Below are 13140 nucleotides of genomic sequence, written 5' to 3'. Positions count from 1 at the left end.
GGGTGGACGGCTTACTTGCCCGGGTCTTTCTGGTTGGTGAACTGGTCGAATTCGACGTTATAGAATTCGCTGCCGACCTTTTCGACCCTGCGCACGTAGACCGTCTGCACGATGTCGCGCGTCTGCGGATCGATGCTGATCGGGCCGCGTGGACTATTGAGCTTCATGGTCTTCAGGATGGCCATGGCCTGGTCGCCGTCGATCTTGCCGTTCAATTTGCGCGTCACCTCGTAGATCGCAGCCATGCCGTCATACGCCGCCACGGCCATGAAGTTTGGACGTCCCGCGCCTGGATTGGCCGACTCAAAGCTCTTCAGGAAGGCGGCGTTCTCCGGCGACTTGTGCGCGGCCGAATAGTGGAAGGTGGTGATCACACCCAGCGTGGCGTCGCCCATGGCTGGCAGCACGTGGTCGTCGGTCAGGTCGCCGGTGGCGATGACCTTGATGCCCGCCGCCGCCAGGCCGCGTTCGCGGTAGCCTTTCATGAAGGCGATGCCTTGTTCGCCGGCCGGCACGAAGATGAACACCGCGTCCGGCTTGGCGTCCTTGATGCGCTGGATGTAAGGCGCGAACTCCGGATTGCGCAGCGGGACGCGGATCGCTTCCGTCACCGCGCCACCGCCCTTGACCAGTTCATTCTTGAACGCGGCTTCGGCGTCGATGCCGGGGCCATAGTCCGCCACCAGCGTCACCACCTTCTTGATGTTGTTTTTGGCCGCCCACGTCGCCATCGGCGCGGAGACCTGCGGCAGCGTCATCGAAAAACGCGCGATGTAGTTGGACTTGGTGGTGATGACCGAGGTGGCTGCGTTCATGATGATCATCGGCTTCTTCGCCTGCTCGGCGATGGGCGCCACCGCCAGCGCTTCCGGCGTCAGGCCGAAGCCGGCCAGGAAGTCCACCTTGTCGCGCACCACCAGCTCCTGCGCGAGACGCTTGGCGATTTCCGGCGAAGGACCGGTAGTGTCCTTGTAGATGATTTCGATCTTCTTCCCGCCCACGCTGGCGCCGTTCTGCGCCATCCACGCCTTGATGCCGCCCTCCATCTGCTTGCCGTAGTCGGCGAAGGGGCCGGAGAAGGCGGCGATCACGCCGACCTTGATGGTGTCTTCGGCCTGCGCCAACGGCATCGCGGACCACGCGCCGGCGGCGAGTGTCGCAATTGCTACAAATTTTTTAATCGTCATGCTGGTCTCCTGTGTCGTTCTGTTTTCTCTATGAAGAATGGCGCGGCGCGCGGTGTGACGGCGGCGATGGCTTCAATTCTGCCACGCGGCGCTTGTTGACAGCGCAGCGCTTCGTGCATAGTATCTAATCTATGTGCGATTAACAACCTAATGTTCGATTATCGCACATCTTAAAAATAACGACTGTCAGATAACAGGAGACTGGAATGAAGAACGCAATCCGATGCGCTGCGGCGCTGCTGGCTGGGGTCAGCGCATCCGGCGCCATGGCGCAAAGCAGTGTCACGGTGTACGGCCTTGTAGATACAGGGCTGGTTTATACGACCAACGCCAACGCCGCCGGCGCCAGCATCACCAAGATGCCTTCGCTGACGGGCTCTTTCCCGTCGCGCTTGGGCTTCCGCGGCAGCGAGGACCTGGGCGACGGCCTGCAGGCGGTGTTCACGCTGGAGATGGGCCTGTCGATGGACACCGGTAACATGGGACAGGGCAATCGCCTGTTCGGTCGCCAGGCATCGGTGGGATTGAAGGGCTCTTTCGGTACGGTGACGCTGGGCCGCCAGATCAACATGACCTACATCGCCGGACAGAAGGCGGACGTGCTGGGACCTAACCTGTTCGCGATCGGCAGCATCGATCCCTACCTGCCTAACGCCCGCAGCGACAACGCCATCGGCTACCTCGGTAACTTCAACAACTTCGTGGTGGGCGCCACCTACAGCACCGGGCGCGATGCGTCGGCTGCTGGCGGTCCGGCCGCCACGGGCTGCCCAGGTGAAGTGGCCGGCAACTCCAAGGCCTGCCGCCAGATCACCGGCTTGATAGGCTACGAGACTACGGATTATGGACTGAACACTTCCTACGACATCATGTACGGTAACGTCGGCGCGGCCGGTGGCCTCACCAGCAGCGACAACAGCGACAAGCGCATCACCGTCAACGGTTACGCCAAGGTCGGTGCGGGCAAGATCGGCGCCGGTATCGTCGACCGCACCACGCGCGCGGTCACCGGCCTGACCGAATCGGATCTGTACTTCCTGGGTGTGAGCTATCCGGTGACGCCGTTCTCCACGCTGGATGTACAGGTGGCGCGCCGCGACACCAAGAACAGCAGCTCGGACGTCGACATGGTGGTGGCCCGCTTGACCTACTACCTGTCCAAGCGCACCGCCGTGTATGGCGCCTTGGGCCGCATGAAGAACTCCGGCACGTCGGCCGTGGCGCTGGACGCCGGCGGCACCGTGGGCGCGGGCCTGACGCAGAACGGCGTCATGGCCGGCCTGCGCCATAGCTTCTAAGGCAGCAGTATCGAGAGTTCCTGTGCGCCGCGCAGCAGCACGGGCAGGAACTCTTTTTCCAACTGCTTGACGCTGACGCGCGAAGCCTGCGCGCCAACGTTGAGCGCCGCCAGCACCGTGCCGGAGGCGCCGCGCACCGGCACGGCGATGGAGCGCAAGCCCAGCTCCAGCTCCTCGTCGTTGATGGCGTAGCCGGCCTGGCGCACGCCGGCCAGGATCTCGCGCAGGCGCTTCTGGTTGACCACCGTGTTTTCCGTCATCGGCCGCAGCGCGGTGCGGGCCAGGTACTGGTCCAGCTCCGCCGGCGGCAGGTGCGCCAGCATCACCCGGCCCAGCGAGGTGCAGTAGGCGGGCAGGCGGCTGCCGGTGTTCAGCGCCACCGACATCACCCGCGATGTGGCGGCACGCGCCACGTAGAGCACCTCGTCGTCATCCAGCACCGCCAGCGAACTCGATTCGTTCAGGGCGCGGCTGATGTTGTTCAGGTAGGGCTGGGCCGATACCGTCAACGGCGTCGACGACAGGTAGGAATAACCCAGCGTGAGTACTTTCGGGCGCAGCGAAAAATTGTTCAACTCCGCATCCACATATCCCAGCTCGCGCAGCGTGTGCAGGCAGCGCCGCACGGCTGCGCGCGGGATGCCGGTTTTCTGGCTGATGTTGGCGATGGTCTGCGGCTTGCGCGAATCGCTGAAGGCGCGCACCACGGCCAGGCCGCGCGCCAGCGAGGTCATGAAACTGGGATCGGTCAGCGCGTCGATCTGTTCGGAGATGCTCGGTTCGCGCTCCGGCTCGGCCTCGGCGACGCGGGTTTTGGGTTTGGTGGTCTTGGACATGGCGTGATTTTAATGCAGGCGGCGCGTTCGATAGGTGTTTTTTTGTTGACCGTGCCGCGTTTACGTTGCTACACTGGATGTGCGGTGATCAATCATTAGTTCGATTATCGCACACCGAAACGAAAAGGCAGGCATATGATCGATAAAACATTTGCATCACTGGAGCGCGCCGTGGCTGACATCCACGACGGCGCGACGGTCATGATCGGCGGCTTCGGCAACGCCGGCATGCCGTCCGCGCTGATCGACGCGCTGATCGCGCAGGGCGCGCGCGAACTCACCATCGTCAACAACAACGCCGGCAACGGCGAGACCGGGCTGGCCGCGCTGCTCAAGGCCAAGCGGGTGCGCAAGATCATCTGCTCCTTCCCGCGCCAGACCGACTCCCATCACTTCGACGCGTTGTACCACGCCGGCGAGATCGAACTGGAACTGACCCCGCAGGGCAACCTGGCCGAACGCATACGCGCCGCCGGCGCCGGCATCGGCGGCTTCTTCTCGCCCACCGGCTACGGCACGCTGCTGGCCGAGGGCAAGGAGACGCGCCTGATCGACGGGCGCCACTACGTGCTGGAGTCGCCCATCCACGCCGACTTCGCGCTGATCAAGGCGCTGCGCGGCGACCGCTGGGGCAACCTGGTGTACCGCAAGACCGCCCGCAACTTCGGTCCCATCATGGCGATGGCCGCCAAGACCACCATCGCCCAGGTACAGCAGGTGGTGGCGCTGGGCGAGCTCGATCCCGAGGTGATCGTCACCCCCGGCATTTTTGTCCAGCGCGTAGTGAAGGAATCGGCATGACCAGCAAATACACCCGCGACCAGATGGCCGCCCGCGTGGCGCAGGATATTCCCGAGGGCGCCTACGTCAACCTGGGCATCGGCCTGCCGACCAAGGTGGCCGACCACCTGCCGGCCGAACGTGAAGTCTTCCTGCATAGCGAGAACGGCCTGCTCGGCATGGGCCCGGCCCCGGCGCCCGGCGAGGAGGACGAAGACCTGATCAACGCCGGCAAGCAGCCGGTCACGCTGCTGACGGGCGGCGCCTACTTCCACCACGGCGACTCCTTCGCCATGATGCGCGGCGGGCACCTGGACGTCTGCGTGCTGGGCGCCTTCCAGGTGGCGGCCAACGGCGACCTGGCCAACTGGCACACCGGCGCGCCGGACGCGATACCGGCCGTTGGCGGCGCCATGGACCTGGCGATAGGCGCCAAGCAGGTGTTCGTGATGATGGAGCACCAGACCAAGAACGGCGACAGCAAGATCGTCAGCCAGTGCAGCTATCCGCTGACCGGCGTGGCCTGCGTCAACCGCATCTACACCGACCTGGCCGTGCTGGACGTGACCCCGGAAGGCCTGGCCGTGCGCGAGATGGCACCGGGCTTGAGTTTTGAAGAACTGCAGGCCGCCACGGGCGCGCCTTTGCTGCGGTTGAAATAGGAGAGTACGAGATGAACGAAGCATATATCTGCGATGCGGTTCGCACCCCGATAGGCCGCTACGGCGGCGCCTTGAAGGACGTGCGCGCCGACGACCTGGGCGCCGTGCCTCTACGTGAACTGATGCGCCGTAATCCCGGTGTGCAGTGGGAGGAAGTGGACGATGTGATCTACGGCTGCGCCAACCAGGCCGGCGAGGACAATCGCAATGTGGCGCGCATGTCGGCGCTGCTGGCCGGGCTGCCGCAGGACGTTCCGGGTTCCACCGTCAACCGCCTGTGCGGCTCGGGCATGGACGCCATCGGCACGGCGGCGCGCGCGATCCAGGCCGGCGACGCCTGCCTGATGATCGCCGGCGGCGTGGAATCGATGACGCGCGCGCCTTTCGTGATGGGCAAGCCCGATGCGGCGTTCAGCCGCAACGCATCGCTGCAGGACACCACCATGGGCTGGCGCTTCATCAACGAGGCGTTGAAGGAAGCCTACGGCGTGGAGACCATGCCGGAGACTGCGGAAAACGTCGCGCAGGATTACGGCATCAGCCGCGCCGACCAGGATGCGTTTGCGCTGGCAAGCCAGAACAAGACCGCGATCGCCATCGCCGAAGGCATCTTCGAGCGCGAGATCGTGCCGGTCACGCTGCCGCAAAGCCGCCGCTCCGCGGGCGAGGAGCCGGTGCTGTTCAAGCAGGACGAGCATCCACGCGCCACCACCATCGAAGCGCTGGCCAAACTGAAAGGCGTGGTGCGGCCCGAGGGCAGCGTCACCGCCGGCAACGCCTCCGGCATCAACGACGGGGCCTGCGCGCTGTTGATCGCCAGCGGCGACGCGGCCGGACGCCATGGCCTCGAGCCGCTGGCCCGCATCGTCGGCATGGCGACGGCCGGTGTGGCGCCCCGTGTGATGGGCATGGGCCCGGTGCCCGCCGTGCAAAAGCTGCTGCGCCAGACCGGCCTGACGCTGGAGCAGATGGACGTGATCGAACTGAATGAAGCGTTTGCCGCACAGGGATTGGCGGTGCTGCGCCAGCTTGGCCTGCGCGACGACGATGCGCGCGTCAATCCCAACGGCGGCGCCATCGCGCTGGGCCATCCGCTGGGCATGAGCGGCGCGCGCCTGGTCACCACGGCGACTTACCAGCTGCATCGCAGCGGCGGCCGGTATGCGCTGTGCACAATGTGCATCGGCGTGGGGCAGGGCATCGCGATGATCATCGAAAGAGTGTGATTCAATGTAGTTTGTAGAGAAGTAGTGGAGACAAAAAAATGTATAAAACTATTCAAACGAGGAGGCGGACATGCTAGCCAACTTCGCCGGCGTTCTGTTCGACGGCATCGCCTACGGCAGTTTGCTGTTCCTCATCAGTGTCGGCCTGTCGGTCACGATGGGCATGATGAACTTCATTAACCTGGCCCACGGCGCCTTTGCCATGTTGGGCGGCTACGTCAGCGTGACGGTGCTGTCGCGCCTCGGCGTACCGTTCCTGGCGTCGCTGCCGCTGGCCTTCCTGGCTTCGGCCGCTGCTGGATTGGTGCTTGAGCGGCTGCTGTACCGCCGCCTGTACCGCGCTAGTCACCTGGACCAGGTGCTGTTCTCGATCGGACTGACTTTCATGTCGGTGGCTGGTGCGACGTGGCTGTTCGGCCCCTCGCAGCAGCCGGTGACGCTGCCGGACTGGCTGCGCGGGCAGGTGCCGTTGTTTGGTCTTGAGGTGGGCGCTTATCGCCTGTTCCTGATTGGTGTGGTGGTGCTGGTCACGGTGGCACTGGGCCTGCTGATCGAGCGTACCCGCTTCGGCGCGCAGATCCGCGCCTCGGTGGACAACCAGACCGCATCCGCAGGCCTGGGCATCAACGTGGGCCTGGTGTTCAGCCTGACCTTCGCGCTGGGTTCCGGCCTGGCTGGCCTGGGCGGCGGATTGGGCATCGACGTGCTGGGCCTGGACCCGACCTTCCCGATCAAATATATGGTCTATTTCCTGCTGGTCGTTGCTGTGGGCGGTGCGGGCACCATCAAGGGGCCGCTGCTGGCGGCAGTGATCCTTGGCGTGTTCGACGTGGCCGGCAAATACTACGTGCCGCAGGTCGGCGCCTTCGTCATCTACGGGTTGATGGTGGTGCTGTTGATCCTGTTCCCCGCTGGCCTGATCAGGAGGAAAGCATGAACGCCTTCGCTGAAGTGGAAGTCAAACCGGCGCCCGCCGCCGTCAACAAGGTGCAGAGCATGAGCCAACTCCGTTTGCCGCACGACCGCTGGTCGCCGCTGGAAATCGCCTTCTGGCTGCTGCCGGTGGCCGCGTACTTCGCCTTCCCCGGCTATCTGGTCCTGATCAGCCAGATCATGATCATCGGCCTGTTCGCATTGTCGCTGGACCTGATGCTGGGCTATGCCGGCATCGTCTCGCTGGGCCACGCGGCCTTCTTCGGGCTGGGCGCCTACACCGCCGGGCTGCTGTCGGTGCACGGCTGGAGCGAACCATTCAGCGGCCTGCTGGCCGGCGCCGTGGTGGCGGGGCTGTTCGGCTTCGTCGTCTCCTTCCTGGTGGTGCGCGGCCAGGACCTGACTCGCCTGATGGTCACGCTGGGCATAGGCCTGATGCTGTTCGAGGCGGCCAACAAGGCGTCCTTCCTCACCGGCGGCGTGGACGGCTTGTCCGGCATGGTGGTCGGTAAATTGTTCGGCGCCTTCGAATTCGATTTGAACGGCAACGTGGCTTTCTGCTACAGCTTCGCCGTGCTGTTCATCGTGTTCGTGGTGCTGCGCCGGGTGGTGAAGTCGCCGTTCGGTTTGAGCCTGGTCGGCATTCGCGAAGGCGTGCGGCGCATGCCGGCGTTGGGCGTGAACGTCAACCGCCGCCTGGTGGCCGTATTCACGCTGGCCGCCACCGTGGCCGGCCTGGCGGGCGCGCTGCTGGCGCAGACGACGCAGTTCGTCGGCCTCGATTCGCTGGGCTTCCCGCGTTCGGCCGAGTTGCTGATCATGCTGGTGCTGGGCGGGACGGGTCGCTTGTACGGAGCCTTGGTCGGCGCTGCCGTGTTCATGCTGGCGCAGGATTACATCGCCGGCCTCAATCCGGCCTACTGGCAGTTTTATATCGGCCTGCTGCTGATGGTGATCGTGCTGTTCGCGCGCGGCGGCATCCTGGGCGGCCTGGAAAAATTGGCGTCGCGTTTCAAACGGAAGGAGCAGGCATGAGCCAGGACATTACACTGCGCACGGAAGGCTTGACCAAGCGCTGGGGCCCATTCGTCGCCAACAGCGATGTAAGCCTGACTTTCGAGCCGGGCGCGCGCCACGCGCTGATCGGCCCCAATGGCGCAGGCAAGACCACCTTCATCAACCTGCTGACGGGCGGCTTCATGCCCAGCAGCGGCAAGGTCTACCTGGGCGGCGAGGACATCACGCATCTGCCGCAGCACCAGCGCGTACGGCGCGGCATGACGCGCACCTTCCAGCTCAACACCCTGTTCGCCGGGATGACGGTGTTGGAATCGGTGGCGCTGGCGGTGTGCGAGCGGCGCGGCCTGCAATCGGTGTGGTACAAGACGGTCGCCAAACACGCCGACGTGATCGACGAGGCGATGGCCTTGCTGGCCACGCTCAAGCTGACCGACCAGGCCAACAGCGTAACGCGCAGCATGGCTTACGGTAAGCAGCGGCTGGTGGAAATCGCCCTGGCGCTGGCGACCAAGCCGCGCATCCTGCTGCTGGACGAACCGGCGGCCGGCATTCCGCAAGCGGAGAGCAAGGAGCTGTTCGAAGTGTTGGCGCAGCTGCCGCGCGACGTCACGGTGCTGTTCATCGAACACGATATGGGACTGGTGTTCCGCTTCGCCGACCGCATCACGGTGCTCGTTGGCGGCAAGGTGCTGACCGAGGGTACGCCGGCGGAGATCGCGGCCGACCCGCGTGTGAAGGAAGTTTATCTGGGGGAGGCCGAACATGGCTGAATTGCTGGCGCTCGATAAAGTCACCGCCGGTTACGGCGAGTCCATCGTGCTGGAAGATGTGTCGTTCGCGCTGAATGAAGGCGACAGTCTGGCGCTGTTGGGCCGCAATGGCGTCGGCAAAACCAGCCTGCTGGTGACGCTGATGGGATTGACGCGGCTGCACGGCGGCGGCATCCGCTGGGCCGGCAGCGACATCGCGCGCATGCCCACGCACCGGCGCTCGCGCGCGGGCCTGGGCTGGGTGCCGCAGGAGCGGCATATGTTCCCGTCGCTGACGGTGGAGGAGCATCTGACCGTGGTGGCGCGGCCCGGCCGCTGGAACCTGCAGAAGATCTACGAGATTTTCCCGCGGCTGGCTGAACGCCGCACCAACATGGGCAACCAGCTGTCCGGCGGCGAGCAGCAGATGGTGGCGATCGCCCGCGCGCTGATGACCAATCCGCGCATCCTGCTGTTGGACGAGCCAATGGAAGGCCTGGCGCCCATCATCGTGCAGGAGCTGGTAAAGGTGATACGGCGGCTGGTGAAGGAGGAGGGCATGTCGGTGATCGTGGTCGAGCAGCATGCGCGGCTGGCGTTGTCGCTGACGCAGCGCGCCATCGTGCTCGATCGCGGCCGCATCGTGCACGACTCGGACAGCGCCAGCCTGCTGGCCGACGGCGACAAGCTCGATCGCCTGGTCGCCGTGGCCTGAGGCGGCGGCTTATTTAGGCTTGTAGATGCCTGCGCCGACGGTGTACTTATCCTCGGCCTGGCGGATATAGGAGGTCTTGTCCTCCAGCGCCTTGGTGACGGGATTGACCCAGACGTAATCGACCCAGCCGGGTTTCTTCGACTGCGCCACTTCCCGCATCTCCTGCACGAACTTTTTGCCGTTGGCGTCCTTCAGCTGGGACATGTCCTTGCCGTTCATCTTGGGCGTGGCGGCGTGGCAGACCATCATCATCTGCGCATCCTGCACGAACACATACAAGTCGCCTTGTATAAAGCCACCCTTGGGATCGGCGAAGTCCTTGCAGGCCTGCTCTATCCCTTTTTTCTGTATGTTGGCCACGGCCTTGTCCACCAGGGCGATGGCGTCGGCCTTGGTGGCGGTTTGCGCGAGGACGGGCAGGGCGGGGGCCAGTAGCGCGGCGGTCAGGCCGGCGATAGCGTAACGTTTCATGACGACGTCTCCTGTTGTGATGGTAGCGGCATTCTGCGGTGCCGCCACCAGCTTACCGCGCGCGCGGCTGGCGCGCCAGCTTACTTTTTATCGTAGATGCCGACGCTGACCATGTATTTTTCATCCGCCCTCTGGATATAGGCGGACTTGGGTTCCAGCGCCTTGGAGGTCGGGTTGGGCCAGACATAGTCGACCCATCCCGGCTTGCCGGATAGGGCGACCTTCTTCATCTCCTGGGTGAAGTATTTGCCGTTGGAGTCCTTCAATTCGGTCATGTCCTTGCCGTTCATTTTCGGCAGCAGCGGATGGCACACCATCTTGCATTGCATGTCCTGCACCACGACATACACGTCGCCCTGGATGTAGCCGGCCTTGGGATCGGCGAACTGTTTGCAGGCCTGCTCCACGCCGACTTTCTGGATGGTGGCTACCGCTTTTTCCGCGAGTTCGGTGGCGGCTGTCCTGGCGGCGTTTTGCGCGAGCGCGGGCAGGGCGGGTATAAGCAGCATGGCGGTCAGGCCTGCGATGGCATAGCGTTTCATGGGGTCTCCTGTTGTGGTTATCGGTCCACCCGAACGACGGGCGGCCAATCCCATGATACTTGAACCGTGTGCGATTAAAATACCTTTGTGCGGCAACCGCACACTATGTTTTCTCAGCCTTCCTCGCGCGTTGCGGGTGAGGCGCTGCTCAACGGCGCCCGGCTTTGCTCGTTGTTTTCCTGCACAAGCTTGGTCAGCAGCGCCATGAACTGCAGCTGCTCCGCACCGGTCAACGGCGCCAGCAAACGGCGGCGCAAGCGCTGGGAGCCGGGGATCAAATCGTTCAGCAGCTGTTCGCCCGCGCCGGTGATGGTGAGGGCGCGCTGGCGGCGGTTGGTCGGAATCACGGTGCGCGTCAGCAGGCCTTTTTCCTCCAGGCGCGCGCAGACGGTGGCGCCGGTGGAAGTATCGATGCCGCTGATGGCCGACAGCGACACTTGGTCGATGCCTCCGTGGCTCTCAAGATTGCGCAGCATCGCGTACTGCACCGGCGTCAGCTCGCTGCCCATTTCATCGTAAAAAATCGACACCGAGATTTGCTGCGCGCGCCGCAGCAAGTGGCCCGGATGTTCGAATAGGCTGGTCAGTTGACTCTCTGTTTCTGGCATGGCGTGGTCTCTGCAAAAAGAATTCATCCCGGCTGTTTACATCGCCGGTTTACGGACTATACTCTACAGCATTCAGTACACTGAATGATAACCAAAACAAGGAGACGCGATGTACCCTAAAAATACCTGGTATGTAGCCTGTAGCCCGGACGAAATCGAGACTAAGCCGCTGGGGCGCCAGATCTGCGGCGAGAAGATCGTGTTCTATCGCGGCGCTGAAGGAAAGGTCGCGGCGGTGGAGGACTTCTGCCCGCACCGCGGCGCGCCGCTGTCGCTGGGCTTTGTGCGCGACGGCCAGCTGGTGTGCGGCTACCACGGCCTGGAGATGGGCTGCGACGGAAAGGTGATCAGCATGCCGGGTCAGCGCGTGCGCGGCTTCCCATGCATCCGCAGTTATCCGGTGGAGGAACGCTACGGATTTATCTGGGTCTGGACCGGCGACCATGAACTGGCCGATCCGGCCTTGATCCATCATCTGGAATGGGCGGACAATCCGGCTTGGGCCTACGGCGGCGGCCTGTATCACATCAACTGCGAATACCGGCTGATGATCGACAACCTGATGGACCTGACGCACGAAACCTATGTGCATGCGTCGAGCATCGGCCAAAAGGAGATCGACGAAGCGCCCGTCAACACAAGGGTCGAGGGCGAGCAGGTGGTCACGAGCCGCTACATGGAGAACATCATGGCGCCGCCGTTCTGGCGCGCCGCGTTGCGCGGCAATGGCCTGGCGGACGACGTGCCGGTGGACCGCTGGCAGATCTGCCGCTTCACGCCACCGAGCCATGTGATGATCGAAGTGGGCGTGGCCCACGCGGGCAAGGGTGGCTACGACGCGGCGCCGGAGCACAAGGCGTCCAGCATCGTGGTCGATTTCATCACGCCGGAAACCGAGACTTCGCACTGGTACTTCTGGGGCATGGCCCGCAACTTCAAGCCGGATGACAAGGAACTGACGGACTCCATCCGCACCGGCCAGGGCAAGATCTTCGGCGAGGACCGCGAGATGCTGGAGCTCCAGCAGGCCAACATCCTGCGTCATCCGGAGCGCAAGCTGCTGATGCTGAACATCGACGCCGGCGGCGTGCAATCGCGCCGCATTCTGGACCAGTGGATGGAGAAGGAGCAGGGCGCATGAGCGGCGGCTTGCTGCAAGTCCGTATCGAGCGCCGGCATGCGGAGGCCGAGGATATCTGCAGCTATGAACTGGTCAGCGTCGACGGCGCCGAGCTGCCGGCTTTCACGGCGGGCGCGCATATCGACGTGCATGTCGGCCCGGGTCTGGTGCGGCAGTACTCGCTGTGCAATCCGCCGCATGAACGTCACCGCTACCTGATCGGCGTGCTGCGCGATCCGTCGTCGCGCGGCGGCTCGAAGGGCATGCACGACGACGTGCGGGCCGGCGCCACGCTGCAAATCAGCGAACCGAAAAATCACTTCCCGCTGGCCGACGCTGAACAGAGCCTGCTGCTGGCGGGCGGCATCGGCGTTACGCCGATCCTGGCGATGGCGGAGGCGCTATCGGCGCGCGGCGCGGCGTTCCAGATGCACTACTGCGCGCGTTCGCCCGAGCGCACCGCGTTCCGCCAGCGGATCGCCGACGCACCGTTCGCGGCGCAGGTACACTTTCATTACGACAGTGGCGACGCCGCGCAGAAGCTGGACCTCCCCGCGCTGCTGGCGCAACTGGACCGCAAGACCCACATCTACCTGTGCGGCCCCGCCGGGTTCATCGACCACGTCAAGGCAGCGGCCAAGGCGCAGGACTGGCCGCAAGATCAACTGCATCTTGAATACTTCGGCGCCTCCGCCGCACCGGCTGCCGATGGCGACCAGCCGTTCGAGGTGAAGCTGGCCTCCAGCGGCAAGGTGTACGCCATCCCGGCCGGCACCACCGTGCTGCGCGTGTTGAACGATGCCGGCGTGTTCATTCCCGCCTCGTGCGAGCAGGGCGTGTGCGGCACTTGCCTGACGCGCGTGCTGGACGGCGTGCCGGATCACCGCGACCTGTATCTCGAAGAGTCGGAGCAAGCCGCCAATGACCAGTTCACCCCTTGCTGTTCCCGTTCCAAGACCCCCACGCTGCTGCTGGACTTATAAAAAAGAGGAG

Annotated in this window: 15 protein-coding genes; 10 read left to right on the top strand and 5 right to left on the bottom strand. The window is 64.2% G+C overall.

The genetic code is table 11. The annotated features are described in order from the left end of the window. Nucleotides 1-11 precede the first annotated feature (11 nt). The gene (locus tag ACUJB0_RS03340; protein ID WP_444843983.1) at nt 12-1187 is read right to left on the bottom strand and encodes an ABC transporter substrate-binding protein; all 1176 of its coding nucleotides are present in this window, start codon (nt 1185-1187) and stop codon (nt 12-14) included. Nucleotides 1188-1393: 206 nt separating this feature from the next. Between ACUJB0_RS03340 and ACUJB0_RS03335 the strand changes: the two genes are divergently transcribed. After that, nucleotides 1394-2485 carry a porin gene (locus tag ACUJB0_RS03335; protein ID WP_444843982.1) on the top strand — a complete coding sequence of 364 codons (1092 nt, stop codon included), beginning with the start codon at nt 1394-1396 and terminating at the stop codon, nt 2483-2485. Here the strand turns inward: ACUJB0_RS03335 and ACUJB0_RS03330 are convergent. Beyond that, on the bottom strand, nt 2482-3321 hold the full coding sequence (locus tag ACUJB0_RS03330) for an IclR family transcriptional regulator domain-containing protein (protein WP_161097690.1): 840 nt from the start codon (nt 3319-3321) through the stop codon (nt 2482-2484). The genes ACUJB0_RS03335 and ACUJB0_RS03330 overlap by 4 nt on opposite strands. A gap of 135 nt (nt 3322-3456) precedes the next feature. Between ACUJB0_RS03330 and ACUJB0_RS03325 the strand changes: the two genes are divergently transcribed. The 7 genes from ACUJB0_RS03325 to ACUJB0_RS03295 all read left to right on the top strand — a co-directional run bounded on the left by ACUJB0_RS03325 (nt 3457) and on the right by ACUJB0_RS03295 (nt 9406). Continuing rightward, nucleotides 3457-4122 carry a 3-oxoacid CoA-transferase subunit A gene (locus ACUJB0_RS03325; RefSeq protein WP_444843981.1) on the top strand — a complete coding sequence of 222 codons (666 nt, stop codon included), beginning with the start codon at nt 3457-3459 and terminating at the stop codon, nt 4120-4122. Further along, a complete protein-coding gene (locus ACUJB0_RS03320; RefSeq protein ID WP_161097691.1) occupies nt 4119-4763 on the top strand; it encodes a CoA transferase subunit B in 645 nt (214 codons plus the stop codon). Before ACUJB0_RS03325 ends, ACUJB0_RS03320 begins: the two co-directional genes overlap by 4 nt. 11 nt (nt 4764-4774) lie before the next feature. After that, complete coding sequence (pcaF, locus tag ACUJB0_RS03315) at nt 4775-5989, top strand: 3-oxoadipyl-CoA thiolase (RefSeq protein ID WP_444843980.1); 1215 nt, start codon at nt 4775-4777, stop codon at nt 5987-5989. A gap of 70 nt (nt 5990-6059) precedes the next feature. Further along, a complete protein-coding gene (locus ACUJB0_RS03310; protein ID WP_444843979.1) occupies nt 6060-6926 on the top strand; it encodes a branched-chain amino acid ABC transporter permease in 867 nt (288 codons plus the stop codon). Nucleotides 6927-6985: 59 nt separating this feature from the next. Continuing rightward, nucleotides 6986-7957, top strand: coding sequence for a branched-chain amino acid ABC transporter permease (locus ACUJB0_RS03305; protein WP_254504325.1), 972 nt, complete (start codon nt 6986-6988; stop codon nt 7955-7957). Further along, complete coding sequence (locus tag ACUJB0_RS03300; protein ID WP_117011121.1) at nt 7954-8712, top strand: ABC transporter ATP-binding protein; 759 nt, start codon at nt 7954-7956, stop codon at nt 8710-8712. The genes ACUJB0_RS03305 and ACUJB0_RS03300 overlap by 4 nt, the downstream gene beginning before the upstream one ends. After that, nucleotides 8705-9406 carry an ABC transporter ATP-binding protein gene (locus tag ACUJB0_RS03295; protein ID WP_444843978.1) on the top strand — a complete coding sequence of 234 codons (702 nt, stop codon included), beginning with the start codon at nt 8705-8707 and terminating at the stop codon, nt 9404-9406. Before ACUJB0_RS03300 ends, ACUJB0_RS03295 begins: the two co-directional genes overlap by 8 nt. A gap of 9 nt (nt 9407-9415) precedes the next feature. Here the strand turns inward: ACUJB0_RS03295 and ACUJB0_RS03290 are convergent, their stop codons facing one another. From ACUJB0_RS03290 to ACUJB0_RS03280, 3 genes are all read right to left on the bottom strand, one after another. Beyond that, nucleotides 9416-9877: a cache domain-containing protein gene (locus tag ACUJB0_RS03290; RefSeq protein ID WP_444843977.1), complete on the bottom strand. Its 462-nt coding sequence runs from the start codon at nt 9875-9877 to the stop codon at nt 9416-9418. 80 nt (nt 9878-9957) lie between these two features. Next, nucleotides 9958-10419: a cache domain-containing protein gene (locus tag ACUJB0_RS03285; protein ID WP_444843976.1), complete on the bottom strand. Its 462-nt coding sequence runs from the start codon at nt 10417-10419 to the stop codon at nt 9958-9960. A 113-nt stretch (nt 10420-10532) separates the two neighbouring features. After that, nucleotides 10533-11027 carry a MarR family winged helix-turn-helix transcriptional regulator gene (locus ACUJB0_RS03280; RefSeq protein WP_444843975.1) on the bottom strand — a complete coding sequence of 165 codons (495 nt, stop codon included), beginning with the start codon at nt 11025-11027 and terminating at the stop codon, nt 10533-10535. A 109-nt stretch (nt 11028-11136) separates the two neighbouring features. Here ACUJB0_RS03280 and ACUJB0_RS03275 point away from each other — a divergent pair, with 109 nt between their 5' ends. Beyond that, nucleotides 11137-12168: an aromatic ring-hydroxylating dioxygenase subunit alpha gene (locus ACUJB0_RS03275; protein ID WP_444843974.1), complete on the top strand. Its 1032-nt coding sequence runs from the start codon at nt 11137-11139 to the stop codon at nt 12166-12168. Further along, on the top strand, nt 12165-13130 hold the full coding sequence (locus tag ACUJB0_RS03270) for a PDR/VanB family oxidoreductase (RefSeq protein ID WP_444843973.1): 966 nt from the start codon (nt 12165-12167) through the stop codon (nt 13128-13130). Before ACUJB0_RS03275 ends, ACUJB0_RS03270 begins: the two co-directional genes overlap by 4 nt. Nucleotides 13131-13140 lie beyond the last annotated feature (10 nt).

It is taken from the genome of Duganella caerulea (genome assembly GCF_040362985.1).
GTDB classification, from domain to species: Bacteria; Pseudomonadota; Gammaproteobacteria; order Burkholderiales; family Burkholderiaceae_D; genus Rugamonas; species Rugamonas vulcania.
This window is presented reverse-complemented; position numbering and strand designations above follow the sequence as displayed.